Here is an 18,723-nt window from a genome sequence, read left to right on the forward strand (position 1 = left end):
GGCCTCGGTTTAAGGCCATTTTCTGATGCTGAATGCAGGGATTGCTATCTCGTAATGGCTAATTTTTGCGTGGATTCTGTGCCATTTCCATAAGCGATCCGTAACAGATACACTCCCGTTGCGACGCTTCTTACATCAATTTCCTGCACAGGTTTCAGTGATTTGTAAACAGCCTTCCCATGAACAGTCAGCAGCTCGATGCTCGCAATATCTTCCTTGTTTTTGCTTCGGATAAAAAGCTTTTCGGAGACGGGGTTAGGAAAGACTTCTACCGCTAAATGTGTAAAATCAGCATTGAAATTAACCACGCGCATCCGGCTTAGGGCAAAAGTGTCATCCTGATCGATCATTTTTAACCGGTAATGATTGTCACCGTTTTGCGGGTCTGTATCCGTGAAAGCATAATGAATCTCGTCCTGCGAGGACAGTGAAGCTTCCACATGGCCAATCACCTCCCAATTTTCCGCGTTGGAACTGCGCTGGATCTCAAAAAGCTTACTATTCACCTCCGATGCTGTTACCCAGCTTAGTTCAACGACATTTTCCGATTTAGCAGCATTAAAACGCACCAGCTCTACCGGCAATACAGCGCCGCCGTTCAGCATCAATGTAGATGAATAATGCCACGGGCCATATACCTGACCAGTGATCGCAAGAACCGGATCATATTTAATCCGCACCCGAACTTTGGTGGCATTCCCAATTTTCGTTAAAATATTTTTATACTCAAAAAGGCCCTGCCCTGTGCTGCTGTAAACGGATTGCTGTTCCGTAAATTCAGTGCTACCTGTTATTGAAGAGACCAGCACAGGTTTTGAAAATGCTTCTCCTTCTTTCCTGGTCTCCCAAACAAGCTTTCCTTTATTTCTGCCCAAAAATGACTTTTCAAATAACCCTACACCAAACGTACTTTCGGGAATATTGTCATGATTAATGAGCGTATTCAAGTCCGAATTGTACAGTCTCAGATTATTTTTCAAACCAGCCCCCAGGTTCCCATGAAAAGTAAAAGCCTGTCCTATATTCACATTAGCAGCATCGAATGGAGCTCCGGAGATAATGTCGCTATAACCATCGCCATTCACATCACCTGCACCCGCAACGGCATAACCCAACTGTGCTTTTCCTTGATTTTTCTCAATTTTGATTGCTACAACTGGATTGATACCGGCAGGCGAGCCGTGGTAAACGAACAAAGCGCCTTCCTCGGCTTGCCCGCCATTATATTGAGGTGCTCCTACAACCACATCGGCATAACCATCTCCGTTCACATCACCCGCACCCGCAACAGCGTAGCCCATATGCGCAGCTTCCTGATTGCCCAAAAGAGTGGTTTTTGCCACCGGATCGATACCTGATGAAGAACCATGAAAAATAAATGCCCCGCCCTGCATCTTTTGGTTCGCTATATAATGGTCTGCACCAACGATAACATCGCTAAAACCGTCCCCATTAACGTCACCTGCACAGGATACTGAAGTTCCCAATGCGGCCTGAGATACATTAATTTGCAAGATGTCGCCTGTCTGCATATCAATTCCGGATTGTGAGCCATAGTAAATAAAAGCCGCACCTTCCAGAACCTGCCCATCGTTGTAAAAGTGATCTCCGGCTATTACATCGCTGTATCCGTCACCATTCACATCCCCGGCGCCAGAAACCGACCCACCCATGAACGAACTTGTTTTATTGCTTTCTAAAATCAATGCATTATTCAAAATTCCCGATCCGGAGCCATAATAAACAAATGCTGCGCCTTCGCCGTTTTGAACATTACTATATCCCGGCGCACCGACAATAATATCGCTGAATCCGTCCCCGTTCACATCGCCGCCATCAGCAGCAGCATGCCCAAAACGGCAACCTAACTGGTTGAAAGACAAAGTTGATGCGGGTTGCGGATTAAGTCCGCCCGGTGAACCGTGGAAGATAAAAATCCTGCCCGTATTTGTCTGTGCATCATCAAATAGAGGCGCACCGACCAATACATCAGCATAGCCATCACCATTGATATCACCGGCACCTGAAACTGAAAACCCCATATTCGCTTCGGCCTGATTACCTTCCAGTGTTTCGAATCCATTCAAAGATATCCCGGATGCTGATCCATAGTATAGAAATGCAGCACCCTCGTTTGTCTCTCCATTATCAAAATAAGGCGCTCCCACAATGACATCATTGAACCCATCACCATTTACATCCCCGGCACTTGAAACAGCATAACCCATTTGACTACCATTCTGATTGGCAGACAACGTAGCGTTTGAAATGTAGTTTAATCCCGAAGCAGAACCGTGATAAATGAATGCGGCGCCTTCATTTTTTTCGGGACTATCGAAGAAAGGTGCACCCACAATGATATCACTAAATCCATCGCCATTCACATCGCCTGCGCTTCTTACCGACCAGCCTAAATGAGAATCGGCCTGTCCGCTTCTAACATTTGCAATGGATGTAGAAAGGATGCCAGAGGCCGATCCCTGAAATACCAAAGCGGCGCCTTCATTAACGCTTCCGGTAAATTCATGTTCCCCTACTACTATATCACTATATCCGTCGCCGTTGACATCTCCTGCACTTGCGACAGAGTGCCCCATCCATGCACCTGCTTTCTCGCCATTAATTTTTTGCGCAAAAACACTACTAACGCCCGATGCAGAACCGTGATAAATAAAAGCTGCTCCTTCATTGGTGTTCAGAACACTGATATCATAGTATGGCGCACCAATAACGACATCGCTGAAACCGTCGCCATTGACATCGCCGGCACTTCCAACGCATCGACCAAAATTGGCACCAGACTGATTAATTTCCAGAATGGCTGCATACTGGGAAGTTAAGCCACCGGCAGCACCGTGATAGATGAACGCAACGCCTTCATCCGTCTGTCCTCGATCATATTCATGCGCACCGATGATCACATCACTAAATCCATCTGCATTCACGTCTCCCGCACTGGCTACTGCCCAGCCAAATGATTGGTCTTGCTGGATATCTTCCAGCACAATTTCTGGCACATTGTCAACTCCGGATGCTGAACCATGGAAGACAAAAGCTTGCCCATTATCAGGAGAACCTACTATTACATCGCTATAACCATCATTATTGATATCCCCGGCAGAAGCAACGGTGAAACCGAAATTGGCATTAGCTGCATCACAAGTCAGCATGACAGCAGCTACAGGCGTGATCCCGGATAAAGTGCCATAGTATATAAAGGCGGCTCCATTGTAAGATCCGTTATGATTATAGCTTGGATCTCCCACTATCACATCACTGAATCCATCACCATTCACATCTCCCGCGCTTGCAGCAGACCAGCCGTATCCAAAGTATTGATCCTCAGTTTCCTTGAGTATGTCAGGTGCTTTTACTGAAAAAGGATCAATTCCAATACCAGCTCCGTAATAAATATAGACTTCGCCATTGGAAGTTGCCGGGGATGGATTTTCATTATCTGCGTGAACGGAACTTACCAGGACATCGCTGAATCCGTCCCCATTCACATCTCCCGCACTTGCAACGGACCAGCCGAGGTTAGCATAAGTTTGATTATTTTGTAAAATCGCATTGGCATTACCCGGGTTCCCATTCACTACAATCGGATCAATAGTGACCGGATAAGCCGCTCCTGCAACATTTACTGATAAAAGAATCTGCTCGTCTTTGCTCGATAGTGATGCGGTCAGAGTTTGACCATTGGCATCCCAGCACTGCAAATCCTTATAAATAAGCCGGGTTGAGATAGCGTTTTCGTTTTTTGCATAAAAAGCCAGTTCATTATTGCCCAGGTCTTTCACATTCAATCCCTCCGCATTCAAGTGTACGTTTAAAACCTTCGTGTTAACCGGCGCCTGGTTTATGATAAAATTCTGACGAATGCCTTGCTCGTTATTAATGTATTCTTCCGTAAAATCCTGGTGTTTAATTTGAAGTTTGTTATCAATATGGTCGCAAATTGCATTGGCCTGTGCGTCAAATAATTTCCGGCCATCTGCGTAAACGCCCTCATTCACAAGTCTCAGCTGAAAGTTATGTCCTGCTGAGTCCACCCGATTTTGGATAGTCAAATGCCCGGGTTTGTAATAAGCCCTGAGATTTTGCTGTCTGTTCGGACTTTGAAGAGATTGCTTTTTAGCATCAAAGGAAATGTTGTATTCCCTTTTGGCAAGACTTTGTTGAATGCCAGAAATTAAGCTTTGCGGCATAGGATCTTCAAGCTTTTTATTAAACACCGGCTTAATCGACGGTGATTTTGCAGCTGATCCTGGAATAGCCTCCGGTTTAGCTTCTTGCACGTTATAAATGGTAAAACAAACCGCGACGACAAGCAGAATAGAGAGGACTGACTTGTAAAATTGTCTCATTTTTCAATCTTGGATATAGTAAGAATTTGATTCATTGAGCTTAGAAGCTGCCTGACCAAATTTTACTTCGCTAAAATCAAGATGTGCAATGCGTTTATTAGAAGGTCGGTAAGACTTATTTGAAGGTTAATTAATCTGAGAGCCCAAACAAAACCCACAAAAAAACCCTGCACAGCGAAGTGCAGGGTTCAGATATTTAGAAGGAAACAGTTATTTGATCTTGGTGATCAGTTCTACTATATTTTTTACGCCCAGTTTTTCAAAAATACGCGCCTTGTAAGTACTAACGGTTGAAAGTTGCAGATTGAGTTTTTCTGCAATTTTGGCTGTTCCTAACCCTTCTTTCAAAAGGTTCATGACGTCTGTTTCTCTTGGGGACAAACTTACAACCGGATCCGGAAGGAATTCGCGCGGATTAATGAGCCTGTTGATATTCATTTGCTGCATATCCTCGCTCATGTATTTCTTATTGTTTAAAACGCTCATAACAGCCGTTTTAAACTCTTCCTCAGGCGCATCTTTGGACAAATAACCATCCGCTCCGGCTTGAAGATACATCAGACCATATTGCTGCTCATCATAGCTTGAGAACATCAATATTCTGATCCCGGGAGATTTCTGACGAATGGTTTCTACCATTTTCGTCGTATTTCCACCAGGGATGTTAATATCCAGGATCAAAAGATCATATGCCTTTACTTCAATTTCCTGAAGTATTTTATCAAAATCGTCAACATCGGAAATAGTCGAGTCCGGAATCAGTGATTTGAGGAGGTGCTTGGTGCCTATTCTCACTACTGCATGATCTTCGGCAATAAGTATGTGTTTCATGTACGGGTTTAAGTCCAATTAAGTAAAAAATGCAGGTGCCTATCTGAAACGATCGCTTAATTTACAAATTTAGCAATCAGCATTGTATTAAACCTAAAAAATATCAAATTAGTATAGCAATATTTCACAACTTTTATAAAATAAAGGCAAGAAATCACCTGTTAACATGTAAAAAGTCGGTTACTTTCTTAAACTAAGTTATTTAGCATCAAAATTATCTCACATAACGCACATTATTTCTGGAAAAACGATGAATTGGACGTTCGTCTGTATACCGGCAAAAACGATTTTTTACCAGATCCGGATTTCCGTCCTTTTTTGTATCTGACCTCAGGTCATTTAACGACCCAAACAACCGATACAATCCATGCCTTTCGCTTGATTCGGCGAAATGGTGAGCAGGTGATCGCCCTATTTCAGTGTGTGGAAAAGCCAGGCAATATTTGGGAGTCGCCTGCTAATGCTCCTTTTGGGGGAATTCAGTGTGATGTGGATTGTCAGAAAAGTGAACTTGCTTTTTTTCTGGATTGTATCAAAAATTGGGTCACCTTCCGCTCCGGCAAAAAGTTGGTTATTAAGACCGCCCCTTCCTGCTATAACCCAACATTAAATAATTTGCTTCACATTTCCTATCTCAATACTGGGTTTGTCCCAATTCAGGCCAACTTGAATAGTTTTATTTCTGTCAATTCCACCGACTTTTATTCTAAAATCAGGCCAGCTGAGAAACGAAGGATCAAAAAAGCGGCCATTGCGGGTTTTAAAGCCGGCTTGGCTAATGAGATTTCTTCAACCGCGGTTTTTGAATTTCTCACAAAATGCCGCATTCAGAAAAATTACCGGATGTCATTAACGTTACCTCAGATAGATTCTTTAAGACAACGTTTCCCGGATAATTATCTGGTTTTTACCGTTATGGAAGGCTCCAAAATCATTGCACTCACCTTAACAGTCCGGGTTAATGACCGGATACTTTATAATTTTCTGTGCGGTGATTTGCAGGAATATTGCGTTTTCAGTCCCTTGGTAACACTTATGGAATCCGTTTATCAATATTGTCAGCAAGAAAAGATCGGGATTTTGGACCTTGGAATTTCCCTGGATCAAGATGGGAATCACAAACCTTCCTTAAACCGCTTCAAAAAGAACATTGGCGGCCAGGATTGTATGAAATTGACTTATGAAATTAATCTTCAAGATTAAATTTCAAGACAGTTTCCATCTCTGTAAAAAACGCTTGTGCACGTTTCAATGCCCACGATCGGTGCCATGCCGATGAAATCAAGCCTTCTGAAGCCACTTTCTTTCAAATATTCTTTGGCTTTCTGATACCATTCCCTTTCGGAATTATCGAGGATCAAAATGCCATCCTGGGTTAAATAATCAACCGCAAAATTGGCGCATTTCACTCGGTTTCTTCCATCAACGATGATAATGTTATACAGTCGGCCAGCATCCTTAACTGCCTGAACGTAAGTGTCTCCCAAAGGCTTTTCAATTACTTTTGCATTCGCAGGAAGCTTTGGCCTGATTTGCTTTATCCAGTCGGCATCGTGTTCAACGGCCGTAATTTCCTTTACACGCGCAGCATACCAGCGTGTTGAATTCCCGGAGCCGTATTCAAAAACAGTAAATTCAGCCTTTAAACGGGGTTTCAAGAACAAAATAAACGGGTAAGTATACCACGGAAGCGGATCGCCATTTGCATCAACGGATTGTTTGGTATGAAAACTTCTGAACCAGCCGTATTGCTTTAATGCGCCATCCAAAAAAAGCTGCACGCTGCCACCCAGACCAATCCCGTTCAGCAGATCCCAGGTATTATTTTTTATTTTTTTTATCATTACAAATCAGACGATTGACGCTTATCGTCACAAACGTACGAATTAATGTACTTTTCTCTCAAAATTGTCACGATGCGTTCGGCCGCGTTTCCATCCCATAACTCGGGAATTTGTCCTCTCTTTATAGCTTGATATAATGTTTGTTTTGCCAAATCATAAACCGTTTCCACATTCCAATCCGGTAACAAATGGTTTGTTCCAACTTCAACCGTCACCGGCCTTTCCGTGCTTTCCCTTAATGTGATGCAAGGCACCTGCAAAAATGTCGTTTCTTCCTGAATCCCACCGGAATCTGTGATAACCAGACGAGAGCCTTTTATAAGCGCGAGAAACTCAACATAACCCTGTGGCCCAATCATTTCCAGATTCTCAATTTTTCGTAAATAAGAAAGCAGACCATGCATTTCAAAGTTTCGTAATGTTCTTGGATGAACCGGAAAGATCACTTTCATTAATCCGGCCAATTTCCTGATCATTTCTACAATTTCACTTAAAACACGAGGTTTATCCACATTAGCGGGCCTGTGAAGTGTCAGTAAAATGTAATCAGGCTGCCTTGAATTCAGGTTTTTTAATATAGCATTAAAACGATGGTCATTCAGGCAATACAAAAGCGAATCGATCATTACATTCCCTACAAAATGAATTTTAGCCGAAGGAATGTTTTCTTTCAAGAGATTGGAAACCCCCGAATGTTCGGTCACAAACAACTGATCCGCAATCGCGTCTGTCATAATCCGATTGATCTCCTCAGGCATTTTACGGTCGCCGCTCCGCAGTCCAGCCTCCACGTGCGCAACCGGAATATGCATCTTGACAGCAACCAATGCACTCGCCAGCGTGGAATTGACATCGCCGACAACAAGCACCAGATCCGGTTTTTCTACCACAAGCACTTTTTCAAATTCCAGCATGATCCCAGCCGTTTGCTGTGCATGCGAGCCGTTGTTAATGCCAAGAAAATGAGCAGGTTCCGGAAGGTGAAGTTGCTCGAAAAAAACTCCCGACATTTGAAAATCGTAATGCTGGCCTGTGTGGACAATAATTGATTCAATGTCCTTATAGCAAGAAAAAGCGCGGTGTAGCGGCGCAACTTTTATAAAATTGGGACGAGCCCCAACGATATTGATCACTTTCAAGAAATAGTGTGTTTAATTAAGGAAGCAAAGTTATCACAATCATTCAGAGGAACTAATCGGCCGCCTTGGTTAGGCTATCTTCTGCTTTTTGTCTTATTTCGCCTTGTTAATCATTTGCACCTTCATGGGGATTATTGTACGTCAGGGTTTTAAAAGTTCAATCGTTTCTTACGTTGGAGTTGTCATCGGAATTTTCAATATCCTGATACTCTACAATCAGTTTTTGACCCAGGAACAATTGGGTTTATACGCTTCGACCCTCCTTACATTCCCTGTTATTTACATGTCTTTCGCACTTTTGGGTGTTCCTTCGGTGGCAGTGCGCTTCCATAGCCGGTTTCAGGACCATGAGTCGCGCAGGCAGCTTTTTACATTTATCATTATTACACCGCTGGTTGGCCTGGCGGCCTTCGTGGCGCTTTACCTGCTTTTCAAACCGCTTTATCTGAAATTTTACCTTGACCATTCGCCTATGCTGGTCAAGTATTACTATGTTTTTATTCCGCTGACGGTCGGAATGGTGTATTTGCTGGCGCTTGAATCTTATTCCAGAATTAATCTTCGCATTGCCGTTCCGTCACTCATACGTGAAGTTGGATTGCGGCTATTCAACAGTGCGGTTGTGATTATGTTTGGTTACAAGATCATCACGTTCGACACCATGGTGAACCTCACGGTGCTGAGTTACGGGCTCGCCATTGTTGCCATGCTCATCTATCTGCATTTTCAAAAACGCCTTTACACTTCTCTGGATTTTGGTTTTGTCAAACATCCCGCATTCAAGGAAATGTATCGTTACGGACTCTGGGTTTTGCTCGGCGGCGCAAGCGCTGCACTGCTGCCGCACATTGAGAAAGTGCTTCTTCCCGCATTCAAAGGCGGTTTGGGCAGCACAGCGATTTTCGATATCGCCTCTCGCATTGCACTTGTGATCTCCATTCCCAGAAACAGCATTGTGATGATCAGCGCACCGATTATTTCGGAGGCTTACGCCCGCAACGACATTGCTCACATTGATACGATTTACAAGAAATCCTCCCTTAACCTCTTCATTATAGGTTCATTTCTTTTCCTTGGCATCTGGGCGAACATTGATGCTATTTTTGGTATTATACCAAAATCGGAAATTTACTCACAAGGAAAATGGGTCGTGCTGATGGTCGGCATTTCCCGGATCGTGGATATGATGACGGGCTTAAACTCTGAGATCCTGACCAACTCGAAATATTATCGCTACGACATTGTTTTCATGCTGTTTTTCACGATTCTGATCCTGTTTAGCAGCCAATTTTTGATCCCGCTTTACGGTTTCAATGGTGCAGCCGCGGCGGCGCTTTTTTCAACGGTGGTTTACAATTTTGTCAAACTATTTTTTATCAGACAAAAACTTGGTATACAGCCATTTACTCTTGGAACATTTAAAGTAATTATGCTGGGAACCGCAGCTTATCTTGTGGCTCGCTACATGCCATTTCCTGAGTCTGACAGTCTGATATCCACAATGCTGATCATTCTGGCGCGGTCTGTCATCATTACAGTGATTTTTGGGGGCGGAATCTTGCTTTGGAATGTTTCGGAAGACATTTCGGCCGGGTTCAGCAGCGGCTGGAAATTAATTAAGACAACTATTCTGAGGATAAAATAAGAGACCGCTATCTTTGGAGCATTAAAACAGACCCATTTCTGATGTCGTTAAAAGAAAAAATAATTGCCGGTGTTCTCAAACAGCCTTTCAGCTTATATCAGTTGACTACATACGATCCGTCGAAGCCGGTCAATATGGTTGTGGGCTCCATGTATTCGCTTTACAAAGGCTGGATACATTCTGATATTGAGACACTTAACTTATTAAAAGAAAGTGACTGGCAGAAATATTTTAACGAAAATTCCATTGATAAAATCCTTGCCGAGCACGTTTGGGAGCATTTAACACTCGAAGAAGGTCAACTGGCTTTTAAACATTGCCATACTTATCTCAAACAGGGTGGCTTTCTGCGAGTAGCCGTTCCGGATGGTTTCAATCCCAGCGAGGAATACATTAACTATGTAAAACCGGGCGGAACAGGCAACGGAGCGGACGACCATAAGTTGCTTTACAATTACCAGATCATGTCGCGTTCGCTGGAATCGGTCGGTTTTACCGTGAAATTGCTCGAGTATTTTGACGAAAACGGACAATTTCACAAGTCGCCCTGGAATCCCGAAGACGGTATGATCAGGCGCTCTGCGGACCACGATAGCCGAAATGCAGGGGGGAAACTGGGTTATACTTCGTTGATCATCGATGCTTATAAAAGCTAACAATGAGTTTGCCCACCAGCCTTGCCCCTATCGTGTTGTTTTGTTTCAATCGCCCTGCCCATCTGGCACAAACGATTGAATCGCTGCAACAGAATATGCTGGCCAGGGAAAGTGATCTGATCATTTATTCAGACGGACCTCGCAACCCGTCCGACGAACCATTTATTTCACAAGTAAGGGATTATCTAGCTCAAATTGAAGGATTTAAGACCATTACTGTCATTAAGTCTGAAAAGAATAATGGTTTGGCCGCTTCCATTATCAATGGAGTCAGCGAAGTGCTGAGCAACTTTCAGAAAGTTATTGTGCTGGAAGATGATATGCTGAGCGCACCTGATTTTCTGGTTTTTATGAATGAAGCATTAAGCGTTTTTGAACATCGTAATGATATTTTTTCAGTTAGCGCATACGGCCCGCCGATCTCTTTCCCAGTAGGTTACCAGGACGATTTATATCTTGCGCCAAGGGCAAGCTCCTGGGGATGGGGAACTTGGTTAAATACGTGGGAAAAGGCCGATTGGAATGTGACTGCATTTCCGGAACTGAAAAAAGACAAAATTAAAAGAGGTCAATTTATCCTTGGTGGAGAAGATCTCTGGCCAATGCTCGTGAAGCAGCAAAAAAAAGTGATCGATTCCTGGGCCATCCGCTGGACTTTCAGTCAATTTATAAATAATGCCTATGGCGTGTATCCGGTGCATTCCAAGATCAGGAATATCGGTACAGACGGCAGCGGGACTAATTTTACATTCAAAACTGGGTATTACGGCTCAGAAATGAGTGAGAGTGAAATCCGTATAGACCCGAATATCAAGCCGGATCAGGAAGTGATTCAAGCATTTGCGGATTATTACAAACTTCCGCTCGCATTAAAAATCAAGAACCGGATTAAATACGGGGTCTGACGAAACAGAAATTTTATGTATTGGTTGCGCTATTTACTGAAAGAACCTTTTAACGCATTGCGGACTTCAACAAACCGCGAGTTTATGGGTTTGCTATTGAAATACGGCAACGGTCGCAGACATACGCATACGCAGGTTGAATTCGGGAGTTTCAAATTGATGGTCCCCGATACAATGTCCTTTCTTTGGCAGCACAAGGAAATTTTTGCTGATGAATTTTACTATTTCGAGTCGAAGAACCCGGAACCCGTCATTTATGATTGCGGTGCCAATGTAGGAATGAGTGTGTTGTATTTCAAGAAACTCTTCCCAAAAGCGCGGATCACCGCATTTGAAGCCGAACCTGAAATTGCCACATTACTGCACAACAATCTCAGAAACAGCAACATTAACGATGTCACGATTATTGACAAGGCTGTTTGGAAAGACGACCAGGGCATTTGGTTTGGAAGCGAATCCGCCGATTCCTCTTCCATTTATTCCAATTCAGAAAAGAAAAAAATCGCTTCCATCCGCTTAAAGGACTTCCTATTAAAGGAAAGTAACATTGATTTTCTGAAAATTGACATTGAAGGCGCTGAAAAAGAAGTGCTCAACGACTGCCGCGATGCATTAAGCCATGTCCAAAACCTCTTCGTAGAATTCCACTCCTATATCGGCAATCCGCAGGGCCTCGCAGAAATCATCCAGATCTTCGAAGAAAACGGTTTCCGCTACTACATCGACACGAACCAGCACCGCCTGAAACCATTCACGAATTACCGTTACCGAGGAAATGACGTAATGGATTTGCAGCTGAATATTTTTGGGTGGCGGGAGTAAGGTGCAATAGTCTTCCTAATTAGTGACTAGCGCCTCCCAAACTTGAGATCACAAATTGTAATCGCAAGTTTGGGAGGCAGAGAGCTTTAATAGGTTTTAACCGGGAAGAACCTGAATAGTTCAATTACTTAGCATAAGGATTCGGCGGGAAAATATGCACTTGAAAACCTTCCCTTTTCATTGCTTCCATTACTTTTTCAGATGGCAACTTCTTAAAAATCACTGCACATAGCACTTGTGAGGGCATTAGTGAGAACTTGGTGAGGAAGTTGTGAAATGCCAGTTTTCGCTTGATTTTGCGGAATGCTGGTGATGAATCGTCGGCCTTGTCTTTGGCGTAGGATGGGTGATAATAGTTGTTGTTAATGCCTTTGAATGCGACGGCGGGCAATCCCATTCCGTTGGCCAACTTATCCATTTCCCTCTCTGAAAGCTTGAAAACGTAATTTCCAACCTCTTCGAACGAATAACGGTTTTTCCAGTATTTCTGCAAAAGTTTCGTATCAAAACGGTCGAAGATGTTTCTTAATGCGAGCAAAAAGGGCATTTTCGAAATTGGGTCGTGCGGCTCAACCAATATGACTGCTTCTCTGGCTACGCGAAGCATTTCGTAAACACCTAGATATGGCCTCGGGAAATGGTGATAAGCCTCTTTGCAGAAAATATAATCATAAGAATCATCGGCAAAACTCAGCTTTTCGACATTCTCAATAGAATAGTGATCAAAAAAGCCACGCGCCTTGGATAATGGCAGGAATGTTCCGGAAATGTCCGTTGCAGTCGTATCGAGTCCCTGGCGATAAAAATAGTTGGCATCAAAACCATAACCATCGCCAATGGTGAGCCAGGACTTCTTTTCAATGGTGAAAGGTGTCGTCAGTTCGAGTTGCCGACGGTGGATCCAGTGATTGATGGTTTTATGCTGCTCATCATATTCCCAGTTCTCAATCGCCTTATCCTTTGCCTCCTGGGTCGCGTACTGCACCTCATACCAACCTGAATGCGCCTCATGGCTCTGCTTTTCCGTAGACATTTTACTTTGTTTACTATTTTTTTGATAAAGATACTTTTATGGATAAAATTTATTTAACCAGAGAACTATTTAATTTTACCCCTCTGAATTTGCCGGACATTCTTTTTGCAACCTTAAATCAACGATCGCTTTAAATGGTGCTTCACCTCAGTAATTTTCATCTGGAAGGAGGAGCGGGAGTGGCTGCGGCGCGTTTGCACCGGGCATTGTTGAAATCGAATGTTGAATCCCAATTGCTGGTTTCGAAGCCGACGCATGAAGAATTGGGAGTTAGTGGCTTGTCGCACCATGGATTAGAATCCAGGAAAGCGCTGGCACGGTTCATCGGTGAACGCCTTTATTTTTACCCTCAGGAAAAAGACGCATCCGTCAGATTTGCATTTTCCCCGGCTGAATTTGGCGCTGATATCAGCAATCATCCTTTGGTTCAGCAAGCGGATATCATTCATTTACATTGGATCAATTTCGGTTTTTTGTCAATTGATTCGCTGGATAAGCTGTTTTTGTTAGGCAAGCCCATCGTCTGGACATTGCATGATATGTGGACATTTACAGGCGGTTGCCATTATAGCAGAGGGTGTGAAAATTTCCTGACCCACTGCCAATACTGCCCTTATCTAGCCAAACCAGAAGAATACGACATTTCATTTCGACAATTCGAGCGGAAACAGGAAATTTATAAGAAAGCGAAAATGGCGCTGATCTCGCCAAGTCAATGGTTGGATAATCTGGTCAAAAAAGCGGCTCTGACAGTCGGTATCGCATCTCTAAGCATTCCCAATTGTATTGATACCGACTTATTTAAACCACTGGAAAAAACTGAAATCCGCAGAAGATTAAATCTTCCAGTCTCGAAAAAACTCATTCTCTTCGCAGGAGCCAACACTTCCGATCCCAGAAAAGGTTTTATATATTTCAAACAGGCACTGGAAAAAATCGGGTTGCTTGCCAGTGAAATTGAGGTAATGGTGCTTGGGAAAGCCAATCCGAAAATGATGGCTGCATTTCCATTGCCAGTCCATTATTTAGGAAAAATTTCCAGTCCTGCCAAAATGGTGGAAGCCTATAATGCGGCCGATATGATCGTCGTTCCTTCGCTGGAAGATAATTTGCCCAACACGATCATGGAAGCCATGTCATGCGGAACGCCAGCGGTCGGGTTTGCGACGGGCGGCATACCTGAAATGATCGATCATCAGGTGAATGGCTACATCGCTTTACAGGCGTCAGCTCATTCGCTGGCTGAGGGCATTGAGTGGGTTTTGGAAGATCAAAACAATGCCAGAATGTCGGAAAATGCGCGCACCAAAGTGCTTGAAACCTATGCCGAAAGCATTGTAGCAGCGCAATATCAACAACTTTACCAGTCGCTGCTTTCGCATGAATGAGTTACCGCTGCTTACGATAATAACTATAACTTATAATGCGGAACAATTTTTGGGCCGCACGCTCAAAAGTGTGCAAGCTGCGCTGGACCTTGTTGCTCGGCCGGAGGAAGTGGAATACTTAATAATCGATGGTAAATCCAAAGATAAAACGCTGGAAATTGCCAAGCGTTTCTCGTTTATCTCCAAAATTGTCTCAGAGCCCGACCGCGGTTTATATGACGCAATGAACAAAGGGCTGATTCTTGCCAAAGGAAAATATGTATGGTTTTTGAATGCCGGAGATGAGATTTTTGAACCCAACACACTGAGAAACCTATTTGAAGCATTGAAATCCAGTGCGGATGTCTATTACAGCGACGCCATGCTTGTGCGTGAAGATGGAAGCGAGGTGGGTTTACGGAGTGAGTTTACTCCGCATTCGTTGCCTGTGAACCTGAAATGGCAGGATTTTGCGCTTGGAATGAAAGTTTGCCACCAGGCGTTTATTGCCAAAAGGTCAGTCGCGCCACCATACGACATTGCAAATCTCAGCGCAGACATTGGCTGGGAAATTGAATGTTTGAAAAGGTCTCATCAAACACATTTTATGAAGACGCCACTTTGCCGCTATCTGGTAGGCGGACTTTCGATCCAAAATCATCGCCGCTCGCTGCTTGACCGGTTCCATGTTCTCCGTAAGCATTTCGGCTTGTTACCCTCCATCTATAATCATTTCCGCATATTCGTGCGTGGCACTGTATTTGCTCGTACCCACGGTAAGTATTGGTAGTTTAATCCAATTTTTGATTTCTGAGAAACTACTTTGTAGGCTCTTTTTTGCGAAATATAACGCAAGCAACCGTCCCATGCATTTCGCCGTAATGCGTATAATAGAATTGATATAAATGTAGATATAGTAAGCTGATATCGGTTACAAAATTTTGATATCCAGCCAAAAACAATAAATTTGTTTTACAGTATTTTGAAATAACCAAATCTAGCAATTATGAAAAAAGTTCTGCTATTAGCAATGTTTTGCTTACTTAGCACATGGATGTCCGTCTACGGGCAGAGTGTTCAAATTACCGGAAAAGTCACAACGGATAGTGATGCTTCCCCTTTGCCGGGTGCTACTGTTCAGATCAAGGGTTCGACCGTTGGGACGCAAACGGACGCCGATGGAAATTACACCATCAGCGCGCCTTCCGCAGCATCTGTAATTGTGTTTAGTTTCGTGGGTATGACGGCACAGGAAATCACTGTGGGAAGCCAGAGTGTCATTGATGTGAAAATGTCAAGTGACACGCGCAGTTTGAGCGAAGTGGTGGTAACTGGTTTCGGATCACAGATCAAGCGCGACCTGACCGGTAACATTGCCCAGGTGAAAGGAACGGAAATTCAAAATATGCCTGTTGCGAGTGTGGACGCTGCATTGCAGGGACGCGCAGCAGGGGTTTATGTCAACAGCGGCTCAGGCAAGCTTGGACAGGCAATTAATGTGCGTATTCGTGGAAATTCATCTATCAGCGCAAGCAGCCAGCCATTATATGTGGTGGATGGAATGCCTATTACAACTTCAGACCAGAGCAACAGCGATGGCGGTGCAACTAACCCGTTATCCGACATCAACTCTAACGACATTGAATCCATTGAAATCCTGAAAGATGCCTCTGCGGGTGCTATCTACGGTTCCCGCGCTGCAAACGGCGTGGTTTTGATCACGACGAAGCGTGGTAAGGCAGGAAAAACGAATGTCAGCATCAATTATCAGCTTGGAACTTCGGAAGCAACGAGACGTGTGAAATTTTTGAATGCGGAGCAATACGTGAAATTTTACACGGCGGCCGCATTGAACAGCGACCGCATTGACGAAATTGACCCAAGCGATCCGGAATCAAGCACGGCTTACTTCCTTGACCGGCTGGACTATTACAGCTTGGGAACTGCGAATACGCCTCAGCAAAAGGATTATCCATGGCAAGATCAGGCATTCAACAAAGGCGCAATGCAGCAGCTTGACTTTCAGCTCAATGGCGGAAGTGAAAAGACGAAATTCTTTCTTTCTGGTCAATATCTGGATCAAAAAGGAACTATCATCGGGAATGAGCTGGATCGGATTTCCGGGCGTATGAACCTGGATCATCAGGCTTATAACTGGTTGCAGGTAGGATTATCAATGGGTTTGGCAAGGACAGTGAATAAGCGCCTGCCGGGAGACAACTCATTTTCTAACCCGCTGCAAATGGCCGCATTAACACCGCTCACGCCATTTACTGATCCGGAAACTGGCCTGCCGATCGGAACTCCTCCGGGGGATGTGAATTTGCCACTGTATTTTAATCCGATGATTTCGATCAACTATGCGAGTTTTACAGCGACTTCATTCCGAAACCTGACCAATGCTTATGCGCAAATCAACCTTTTGCCTTCGCTGAAATTCCGCAGTGAGCTTGGAATTGACTTATTGAACCAGAATGAGGAAAGCTATTATCAAAGCCAGAACATTCGGAATATCGATCAGGCGACGAATGGTCTGGGAGAAAATTTTGGAACATTTGTAACGAATTATAATACAAACAACTTTTTGAGCTTCGATAAAACTTTTGACGTGCATGCTTTAAGTGCAACGCTTGGAATGTCATATCAGCAATCGCAAACGAAGATAAGCTCGACTGCCGGAACACAGTTCCCTTCCAACTCTTACAAAAAAATCGCAAGTGCTGCTACCAAGTCGGACGGAAGTTCCAGTGAAACGAATTACCGTTTCCTTTCCTATTTTCTGCGTTTGAACTACAAATTTTCAGAAAAATATCTGCTGGCTGCCAGCGCCCGTATTGACGGATCTTCCAGATTTGGCGCTAACTCCCGCTACGGATTTTTCCCTTCCGTATCCGCCGGATGGGTTTTGACGGAAGAATCATTTCTGAAAAACAACAATACGCTGAGCTTTCTTAAATTAAGAGGAAGCTACGGTACAACCGGAAACTCTGAAATTGGCGATTTTCCGCAGCTCGGATTGTTTTCGGGAGATGCTGGTTATGCTGGTGCAGCCGGTCAGCGCCCTTCACAGCTTGCTAACCCCAACTTGAAATGGGAAACGACAAACCAGGCGGATTTTGGTCTTGATTTTGGTTTATTCAACAACCGTATCAACGGGGAAATTGATTACTACGTTAAGAAAACCAATGGTTTGCTGCTGGAAGTCAATGTTCCTGCCACGTCCGGCTTTGCTGTGCGGGTCGACAACGTAGGCAAGCTGGAAAACAAGGGAGTTGAGTTTGTTTTGAACACTCAAAACATTGTAGGCAAGTTCAAATGGAACACTTCATTGAACATTGCTAATAACAAAAACAAGGTTACCGACATTCAGGGGCAGATTATTGAAGGTGGAATCCGCAGTATGAGCCGCGTTATGGAAGGTCAGCCCGTTGGTGTGTTTTACACGGTTGAATATGCCGGGGTAGACAAAGCAAACGGCGATGCACTCTTTTACAGAAATACGGAGGAAAATGGAAACATTGACAGATCTACCGTATCCAATTACAACAGTGCGCGCAGGGTGGTTGCAGGAAATCCAAACCCAAAATTTGTGGGCGGGATCACCAACACTTTTTCCTACGCAGGTTTTGATCTGAATGTATTTTTTAATGGCGTTGCGGGAAATAAAATCAACTTCTACGGCGTAGGCCAATATTCCTCTGCCAACGGGATTTATGAAGATAACCAAACAGCAGATCAGCTCAATTCATGGACTTCTGAGAACACAGACACTGATATTCCCGAGGCTCGTTTCTACAAAGGAAATGGTAACCAGGCTTCAACACGTTACATTTATGACGGGTCGTATCTGCGTTTGAGATCTATGACTTTGGGTTACAACTTGCCATCCAGCGTTACGAACCGCCTTAAAATGGACCGTGTCCGCTTGTATGTTTCTGCTATGAACCTCGCAACTTTTACGAATTATAAAGGATGGGATCCGGAAGTTAACACCGATGACATTTCCGAAAGGGATTTGAAATTTGCGCTTGGAAACGACTTTTACACCGCTCCGCAGCCACGGACGATATTATTCGGCGTGAACATTGGTTTCTAATTGCATCTTCGGTCATTT

At 43.9% G+C, this 18,723-nt stretch carries 13 protein-coding genes; 8 read left to right on the top strand and 5 right to left on the bottom strand.

Translation table 11 applies throughout. The features are described from left to right. Window positions 1-44: 44 nt before the first annotated feature. Both B5X68_RS05530 and B5X68_RS05535 read right to left on the bottom strand, forming a co-directional pair. The gene (locus B5X68_RS05530; RefSeq protein ID WP_082213619.1) at window positions 45-4,367 is read right to left on the bottom strand and encodes an FG-GAP-like repeat-containing protein; all 4,323 of its coding nucleotides are present in this window, start codon (window positions 4,365-4,367) and stop codon (window positions 45-47) included. 210 nt (window positions 4,368-4,577) lie between these two features. After that, entirely contained in the window at window positions 4,578-5,198 is a 621-nt protein-coding gene (locus B5X68_RS05535) for a response regulator transcription factor (protein WP_082213620.1), read from the bottom strand. A gap of 255 nt (window positions 5,199-5,453) precedes the next feature. Here B5X68_RS05535 and B5X68_RS05540 point away from each other — a divergent pair, with 255 nt between their 5' ends. Beyond that, window positions 5,454-6,401 carry a hypothetical protein gene (locus tag B5X68_RS05540; RefSeq protein ID WP_082213621.1) on the top strand — a complete coding sequence of 316 codons (948 nt, stop codon included), beginning with the start codon at window positions 5,454-5,456 and terminating at the stop codon, window positions 6,399-6,401. Here B5X68_RS05540 and B5X68_RS05545 read toward each other — a convergent pair. Together B5X68_RS05545 and wecB are read right to left on the bottom strand one after the other, a co-directional pair. Continuing rightward, entirely contained in the window at window positions 6,398-7,042 is a 645-nt protein-coding gene (locus B5X68_RS05545) for an FkbM family methyltransferase (RefSeq protein WP_082213622.1), read from the bottom strand. The genes B5X68_RS05540 and B5X68_RS05545 overlap by 4 nt on opposite strands. Continuing rightward, the gene (gene wecB, locus B5X68_RS05550) at window positions 7,042-8,175 is read right to left on the bottom strand and encodes a non-hydrolyzing UDP-N-acetylglucosamine 2-epimerase (protein ID WP_310588624.1); all 1,134 of its coding nucleotides are present in this window, start codon (window positions 8,173-8,175) and stop codon (window positions 7,042-7,044) included. The genes B5X68_RS05545 and wecB overlap by 1 nt, the downstream gene beginning before the upstream one ends. A gap of 130 nt (window positions 8,176-8,305) precedes the next feature. On the opposite strand from wecB, the gene B5X68_RS05555 reads away from it, so the two are divergent. Genes B5X68_RS05555 through B5X68_RS05570 form a run of 4 tightly spaced genes read left to right on the top strand, consistent with a single transcriptional unit; the run spans window position 8,306 to window position 12,209 of the window. After that, the gene (locus tag B5X68_RS05555; protein ID WP_082213624.1) at window positions 8,306-9,826 is read left to right on the top strand and encodes a lipopolysaccharide biosynthesis protein; all 1,521 of its coding nucleotides are present in this window, start codon (window positions 8,306-8,308) and stop codon (window positions 9,824-9,826) included. Between the two features lie 41 nt (window positions 9,827-9,867). Next, window positions 9,868-10,482, top strand: coding sequence for a class I SAM-dependent methyltransferase (locus tag B5X68_RS05560; protein ID WP_082213625.1), 615 nt, complete (start codon window positions 9,868-9,870; stop codon window positions 10,480-10,482). A gap of 2 nt (window positions 10,483-10,484) precedes the next feature. After that, on the top strand, window positions 10,485-11,387 hold the full coding sequence (locus tag B5X68_RS05565; protein ID WP_082213626.1) for a glycosyltransferase: 903 nt from the start codon (window positions 10,485-10,487) through the stop codon (window positions 11,385-11,387). Window positions 11,388-11,402: 15 nt separating this feature from the next. After that, window positions 11,403-12,209, top strand: coding sequence for an FkbM family methyltransferase (locus B5X68_RS05570; protein ID WP_082213627.1), 807 nt, complete (start codon window positions 11,403-11,405; stop codon window positions 12,207-12,209). Between the two features lie 124 nt (window positions 12,210-12,333). On the opposite strand, the gene B5X68_RS05575 is transcribed toward B5X68_RS05570, so the two are convergent. Continuing rightward, window positions 12,334-13,242 carry a class I SAM-dependent methyltransferase gene (locus B5X68_RS05575; RefSeq protein ID WP_082213628.1) on the bottom strand — a complete coding sequence of 303 codons (909 nt, stop codon included), beginning with the start codon at window positions 13,240-13,242 and terminating at the stop codon, window positions 12,334-12,336. Window positions 13,243-13,376: 134 nt separating this feature from the next. On the opposite strand from B5X68_RS05575, the gene B5X68_RS05580 reads away from it, so the two are divergent. The 3 genes from B5X68_RS05580 (at window position 13,377) to B5X68_RS05590 (ending at window position 18,705) form a co-directional block, all read left to right on the top strand. Continuing rightward, a complete protein-coding gene (locus B5X68_RS05580) occupies window positions 13,377-14,630 on the top strand; it encodes a glycosyltransferase family 4 protein (protein WP_082213629.1) in 1,254 nt (417 codons plus the stop codon). Continuing rightward, the gene (locus B5X68_RS05585; RefSeq protein ID WP_082213630.1) at window positions 14,623-15,399 is read left to right on the top strand and encodes a glycosyltransferase; all 777 of its coding nucleotides are present in this window, start codon (window positions 14,623-14,625) and stop codon (window positions 15,397-15,399) included. Before B5X68_RS05580 ends, B5X68_RS05585 begins: the two co-directional genes overlap by 8 nt. Before the next feature lie 216 nt (window positions 15,400-15,615). Then, a complete protein-coding gene (locus B5X68_RS05590) occupies window positions 15,616-18,705 on the top strand; it encodes a SusC/RagA family TonB-linked outer membrane protein (protein ID WP_082213631.1) in 3,090 nt (1,029 codons plus the stop codon). The last annotated feature ends 18 nt before the right edge of the window (window positions 18,706-18,723 follow it).

The sequence above is a fragment of the Dyadobacter psychrophilus genome, from assembly GCF_900167945.1.
Classification (GTDB): domain Bacteria; phylum Bacteroidota; class Bacteroidia; order Cytophagales; family Spirosomataceae; genus Dyadobacter; species Dyadobacter psychrophilus.